Below are 6278 nucleotides of genomic sequence, written 5' to 3'. Positions count from 1 at the left end.
GTATTCGGCGGTCGAGCGTGCCTGTGCCGCGCGCGGTGCGGCGGCCGGCGCGGCCGGCTGGATCCAGGCAGATTCGTTGCGGTAAGTCATGTTTCCTCCGTGATTCCGTATTCGGTCGTGCGCACGCTCAGACGTGCAGCAGCAGATGGCGGCGTTCCCACGAGCTGATCACGCGGAAGAACGCTTCGTATTCGGTTTCCTTCAGCGCGAAATACGCTTTCAGGAACTTGTGGCCGAGGATCTCGCCGAGCGGTTCGCACGCGGCCATCAGCGTCAGCCCTTCCTCGAGGTTGCGCGGCAGCTGGTACGGCAGGTCGTAGCCGTCGCTGACGAGCGGCTCGGTCGGCTCCAGGCGCTGCGTCATGCCGAGGTAGCCGGCCGCGAGCGTCGCGGCGAGCGCGAGGTACGGGTTGCAGTCGACGCCCGGGATGCGGTTCTCGATGCGGCGTGCCGACGGGCCCGAGTGCGGGATGCGGAAGCCGACCGTGCGGTTGTCGTAGCCCCACTGCACGTTGATCGGCGCGGCCATGAAGCGCGACAGGCGGCGGTACGAGTTGATGTACGGCGCGAAGATCGGCATCAGCGCCGGCGTGTACTTCTGCAGGCCCGCGAGGTAGTTGTAGAACATCGACGTCGCGCCGCCGGTTTCCTGCGACGTGAACAGGTTCAGGCCCGTTTCCTCGTCGACGATGCTCTGGTGCACGTGCATCGCCGAACCCGGTTCGTCTTCCATCGGCTTGGCCATGAACGTCGCGTACATGTTGTGACGCAGCGCGGCCTCGCGCACCGTGCGCTTGAACAGGAACACCTGGTCGGCCAGCGACAGCGCGTCGCCGTGCATGAAATTGATCTCCATCTGCGCGGCGCCGACTTCGTGGATCAGCGTGTCGATGTCGAGGTTCTGTGCTTCGCAGTACTCGTAGATGTCCTCGAACAGCGGATCGAACTCGTTGACGGCCTCGATCGAATACGACTGGCGGCCCGTTTCGGGGCGGCCCGTGCGGCCGACCGGCGGGCGCAGCGGCAGGTCCGGGTCCTTGTTCATGTCGACCAGGTAGAACTCGAGCTCCGGTGCGACAACGGGTTTCCAGCCCTTGGCCTTGTACAGCTCGAGCACGCGGCGCAGCACGTAGCGCGGCGAGATTTCAACGGGCGATCCGTCGAAGTGCACGCAGTCGTGGATCACCTGCGCGGTCGGGTCGACGGCCCACGGGATCAGGCGGATCGTCGACTCGTCGGGCACGCACACCATGTCGGGATCGGTCACACCGGTCAGCGAGCCGTCTTCCGGATACTCGCCGGTGACGGTCTGCACCATCACGGCCTGCGGCAGGCGCATCGATTCGCCGGACGTGAACTTGTTGCGCGGCGTGATCTTGCCGCGCGCGATACCGGCCATGTCGGGAATGATCGCCTCGACTTCGGTGATCCGGTGCTGTTTCAGAAAACTTTCGATGTCTTGCATGTCTGTTCTCGTTTTGTTTGGGTCGGCGCGCTCAGGCGAGCGCGGCGGCGGCCATGGCGCGCGTGCGGGCAGTGCGGCGGGCGCGGCAGGCATCGCCGAAGGCGCGGAAGATCGCGCTCGACAGCGGGTCCTGCGCATGGCGCCATTCGGGGTGCCACTGCACGGCGAGCGCGAAAGCCGGTGCATCGACGACGCTGACGGCCTCGATCAGGCCGTCCGGTGCGACGGCTTCGACGGCGAGGCCGGAGCCGAGCTGCGCGATGCCCTGCTTGTGCAGCGAGTTCACGTGCACTTCGTCGCGGCCGCCGGCGAGCGCGTGCAGCTTGCCGCCGGGCGTCAGGCGCACGACGTGCGCGGGGCCGTATTGCGTGTCCATCGGCGCGTCGTCGTCTTCGCGGTGATCGGCGAGGCCCGGCACTTCATGCACGCGCTGGTGCAGCGTGCCGCCACAGACGACGTTCAGCTCCTGGAAGCCGCGGCAGACAGCGAGCACCGGCACGCCCGCGGCGATCGCGGCGCGCAGCAGCGGCAACGTCGTCGCGTCGCGTGCCGGGTCGTGTTTCGTGCCGGGTGCGCTCGGTTCGCCGCCATACAGGTGCGGCTCGACGTTCGAGTAGCTGCCGGTAAACAACAGCCCGTCGACCGTGGCGAGCACGTCGTCGACCGACTGGCGCGCGCCGAGCGCGGGCAGCACCATCGCGAACGCGTGCGCGCCGTCGACGATCGCGGCGACGTATTTGTCGCCGACCGTGTGCGACGCGTGTGCGCCGATTTGCGTGAGGTCGGCAGTGATGCCGACGAGGGGTTTCCTTTCCATGACGTCAATCAGTTATCCGGAGGGTTGTTGCGTGCAGCTCGCCGGACGGCGCGAAACGCAGGCGTGCAACAGCCCCGCAGCCTGGCGCAAAGCGCAAGGCCGCTGGTGAATGGGCGCAACGGGATGGCGTGGCGATCCGCGCTGCGCGCGACGATCAGGCCGTCGTTCGTTTCATTGCGACACGCGACGCGGCAACGAATGCGCGAACGCGTTCCGTCACCGCACGGACCATGCGGTTGGCGAATCAGCAGGCGAAACGAACGACGTAAAGAAAGGAGAGGCGCTACGGCAGCAGCGACGCCACTTCGTCGGTATCGACGGCGACGAATGCGCGTGCGGAAACGGCGTTGTGGCGCCGAACGGAACGACGGGACAGGATGGTGTAGATCGACAGGTGAAGCAGGCGAGGACTATGCCAGCCGCAACTGCCGTCGGAAGCGGGAACGGCGCTGCGCAAACTTCGCACATCGCCTCGATCCCACCTCACCAGAGGGCCACGGACTCTCACGATTACACTCGACTGGTTTGTTGAAAGTATTGAACACCCGACCGTTTCAACGCACTGGGCGTTTAAAATAATCAAGGCGCCGGTTCGACATCATTTACATTGATGAGCATCAATTTTTGCGTTGCAATAACGCTTTTTTGCTGCTCATTAAAGTCTGATGACGCCAACCTGAGAGCCAGCATATACGAGCCAAAAACGGCGTCAAATGTTTTTTAACGGTCCTGTATCAGGGCTTTCCCGAGCAACGGGAACAAAAGATTCGCAAAAGGAATGGTCGGCGGGGTGTTCATTATTTCGAACGCCTTTCAGGGTTTTCCCCGCTGATATGCGGCATAAAGTGATTAGAATATTCAACGGCTGTCCACCGCGTCGTTTCACTTTGCCATCGCACTTATCGTGTCCGAAACCGAATCGATGTCCACCGAAGTCGCCGAGCGCCTGCGCTTCGTGCGCAACAAGCATGGCCTGTCGCAGCGCGAACTCGCGAAGCGCGCCGGCGTGACCAACGGCACGATCTCGCTGATCGAACAGGGCCGCGTGAGCCCGTCGGTCGGCTCGCTGAAGAAATTGCTCGAATGCATACCGATGAGTCTCGCGGAGTTCTTCACGTTCGAGCTCGTCGAGTCGCGCTCGGTCGTGTCGCGTCGTGACGAGATGCCGAACCTCGGCAACGACACGCTCGCGTTTCACCTGGTCGGTGCGAGCGTGAAGGATCGCAACATGTGCATCCTGCGCGAGATCTATCAGCCGCACGCCGACACGGGGCCCGAGATGCTCGTGCACGCGGGGCACGAGGGCGGTGTCGTCGTATCGGGTCGGCTCGAGCTGACCGTCGACGGCGCGACGTGGCTGCTCGACCCCGGAGACGGCTACTACTTCGAAAGCCGTTTGCCGCACCGTTTTCGCAATCCCAGCGCGGAACTGATCTGCGAGGTCGTCTCGGCCAATTCGCCGGCGACCTTCTGACCTTCCCACCGCGCATCACTGCATTCGCTGCTGGCTGGCTGCGCATCATGCGCAGCGGCGTGCCGCATCGCGAATGCCAAAAAACTGAGGCATCCTGATGAACAAGTTGACTTTGGCTGACTGGCAGGACAAGGCGGCGTCGCTCGAGATCGAAGGGCGCGCATTCATCGACGGCGCGTCGCGCGACGCGCATGGCGGCAAGACGTTCGACTGCGTGAGCCCGATCGACGGCCGCGTGCTGGCGAAGGTCGCCGACTGCGGCGAAGCCGACGTGAACGCGGCCGTCGCGGCTGCCCGCCGCGCGTTCGACGCAGGCGTATGGGCCGGCCTGAACCCGCGTGCACGCAAGGCCGTGCTGCTGCGCTGGGCCGCGCTGATGCGCGAGCATCTCGACGAACTGTCGCTGCTCGAGACGCTCGACGCGGGCAAGCCGATCGGCGACACGACGACGGTCGACGTGCCGGGCGCCGCGTACTGCGTCGAATGGTTCGCGGAAGCGATCGACAAGGTCGGCGGCGAGGTTGCGCCGGCCGATCATCACCTCGTCGGGCTCGTCACGCGCGAGCCGGTCGGCGTGGTGGCGGCCGTCGTGCCGTGGAACTTCCCGATCCTGATGGCCGCGTGGAAATTCGGCCCCGCGCTCGCGGCCGGCAACAGCGTCGTGCTGAAGCCGTCGGAGAAATCGCCGCTGACCGCGATCCGCGTCGCGCAGCTCGCGTTCGAAGCCGGCATCCCGGCCGGCGTGTTCAACGTCGTGCCGGGCGCGGGCGAACCGGGCAAGCTGCTCGCGCTGCATCGCGACGTGGACTGCATCGCGTTCACGGGCTCGACGGTCGTCGGCAAGCTGATCATGCAGTATGCGGCGCAGTCGAACCTGAAGCGCGCGTGGCTCGAGCTCGGCGGCAAGTCGCCGAACATCGTGCTGCCCGATTGCCCCGATCTCGACCGTGCTGCGCAAACGGCGGCCGGCGCGATCTTCTACAACATGGGCGAGATGTGTACGGCCGGTTCGCGGCTGCTCGTGCATCGCGACATCAAGGACGCCTTCATCGAGAAGCTCGTCGCGGCCGCGCGCGCCTATGTGCCGGGCAATCCGCTCGATCCGTCGGTGTCGATGGGTGCGATCGTCGACGGCATCCAGCTCGAGCGCGTGCTCGCTTATATCGACGCGGGGCGCAGCGAAGGCACGCTCGTCACGGGCGGGGCGCGCGTGAAGCAGGAGACGGGCGGCTTCTATGTCGAGCCGACGGTGTTCGAGGTGAAACCCGATGCGAAGATCGCGCGCGAGGAAATCTTCGGGCCCGTGCTGTCGGTGATCGTGTTCGACGATGTCGACGAGGCCGTGCGGATCGCGAACGATACCGAATACGGGCTGGCCGCGGCCGTGTGGACGTCGAACCTGACGACCGCGCACGACGTATCGCGCCGCTTGCGTGCGGGGACCGTATGGGTGAACTGCTACGACGAGGGCGGCGACATGAACTTCCCGTTCGGCGGCTACAAGCAGTCGGGCAACGGCCGCGACAAGTCGCTGCACGCGCTCGAGAAATACACCGAGCTGAAGTCGACGCTGATCCGGCTACGCTGACGCGTTGGCATGCACGGGCGCATCGCCGCTCGGCGCTGCGCCCGCCATCCCGGGTGTGCGTCAGGCGGTGCGCAACGCGGGGTGGAAGCCGGCGGCTTCGATGATCGACTGCACGCGCTGGGCGCCTTGCGCCGATTCGACCTTGACGATCTTCGCCGCGACGTCGATGTCGAGCTTCGCGGCGGGATCGGCAGCCGTCACCGCACGCGTGATCGCATTGGCGCAGCCGCCGCAGGTCATGTCCTGGACTTCGAATTCCATCGTGTTCTCCTGAGTGGTCGATTGACGAACACCGTCAGCATGAAGTTTGCCATGGTGGGAAGGTCAAGCGTTGCGTGCAGGATACCGCCTGGCCGACGACGCGTCAGGCCGTGGTCTGACGAATGGAGGCGGCGCCGCGCATGCCGGTCGGTGTATGGCCCGATTGACCGTGGCCGTGCAGCGCCATGCATCGGGAAAAGCCTTTCCGGACAACGGACTGCGAAACGATGTGAAACACTATTTCCATGGCGGCAACGAGGACATTCGATACGGAAATGCGAATCGCTCTTAGTATCGATTCTCTTCAAGATCCATTCTCCGTTCCCAACCATGAATCGTTTTGCTTTCGGCTTCGCGCTGGCCCTGCTGGGCGCATCGGCAACGTCCGCATTCGCTGCCGACGACGTCGTCAACCTGACCCTGAAGGACCACAAGTTTTCTCCCGATGGCGTGACGATCCCTGCCGGCAAGAAGGTGAAATTCGTCGTGAAGAACCTCGACGCGACGCCCGCGGAATTCGAGAGCGACGACTTCAAGGCGGAGAAGGTCGTGCCGGCCGGCAAGTCGGCCGAGATCCTGGTCGGGCCGCTGAAGGCCGGAACCTACGAGTTCCACGACGAGTATCACGAAGCGCAGTCGAAGACGCACCTCACCGTCAAGTAAGCGGATACCG

At 64.8% G+C, this 6278-nt stretch carries 7 protein-coding genes; 3 read left to right on the top strand and 4 right to left on the bottom strand.

Annotation, left to right across the window (positions count from 1 at the left end):
- Nucleotides 1-127 precede the first annotated feature (127 nt).
- The 3 genes from U5798_RS17205 to U5798_RS17195 form a co-directional block, all read right to left on the bottom strand.
- Nucleotides 128-1465, bottom strand: coding sequence for a glutamine synthetase family protein (locus U5798_RS17205; protein WP_124452389.1), 1338 nt, complete (start codon nucleotides 1463-1465; stop codon nucleotides 128-130).
- Between the two features lie 31 nt (nucleotides 1466-1496).
- Nucleotides 1497-2282: a gamma-glutamyl-gamma-aminobutyrate hydrolase family protein gene (locus U5798_RS17200; RefSeq protein WP_124452387.1), complete on the bottom strand. Its 786-nt coding sequence runs from the start codon at nucleotides 2280-2282 to the stop codon at nucleotides 1497-1499.
- A gap of 283 nt (nucleotides 2283-2565) precedes the next feature.
- Nucleotides 2566-2748, bottom strand: coding sequence for a hypothetical protein (locus tag U5798_RS17195; protein WP_006488040.1), 183 nt, complete (start codon nucleotides 2746-2748; stop codon nucleotides 2566-2568).
- A 456-nt stretch (nucleotides 2749-3204) separates the two neighbouring features.
- Here U5798_RS17195 and U5798_RS17190 point away from each other — a divergent pair, with 456 nt between their 5' ends.
- Together U5798_RS17190 and U5798_RS17185 are read left to right on the top strand one after the other, a co-directional pair.
- Nucleotides 3205-3756 carry a cupin domain-containing protein gene (locus U5798_RS17190; RefSeq protein ID WP_034189292.1) on the top strand — a complete coding sequence of 184 codons (552 nt, stop codon included), beginning with the start codon at nucleotides 3205-3207 and terminating at the stop codon, nucleotides 3754-3756.
- A gap of 97 nt (nucleotides 3757-3853) precedes the next feature.
- Complete coding sequence (locus tag U5798_RS17185) at nucleotides 3854-5344, top strand: aldehyde dehydrogenase (RefSeq protein WP_322082723.1); 1491 nt, start codon at nucleotides 3854-3856, stop codon at nucleotides 5342-5344.
- A gap of 60 nt (nucleotides 5345-5404) precedes the next feature.
- On the opposite strand, the gene U5798_RS17180 is transcribed toward U5798_RS17185, so the two are convergent.
- Complete coding sequence (locus U5798_RS17180) at nucleotides 5405-5605, bottom strand: heavy-metal-associated domain-containing protein (RefSeq protein WP_124452383.1); 201 nt, start codon at nucleotides 5603-5605, stop codon at nucleotides 5405-5407.
- 330 nt (nucleotides 5606-5935) lie between these two features.
- Between U5798_RS17180 and U5798_RS17175 the strand changes: the two genes are divergently transcribed.
- Nucleotides 5936-6268 (top strand): cupredoxin domain-containing protein, encoded by a 333-nt coding sequence (locus U5798_RS17175; RefSeq protein ID WP_124452379.1) that lies wholly within the window; start codon nucleotides 5936-5938, stop codon nucleotides 6266-6268.
- Nucleotides 6269-6278: the final 10 nt, after the last annotated feature.

The sequence above is a fragment of the Burkholderia sp. BCC1972 genome (assembly GCF_905339605.1).
Lineage (GTDB): Bacteria > Pseudomonadota > Gammaproteobacteria > Burkholderiales > Burkholderiaceae > Burkholderia.
This window is presented reverse-complemented; position numbering and strand designations above follow the sequence as displayed.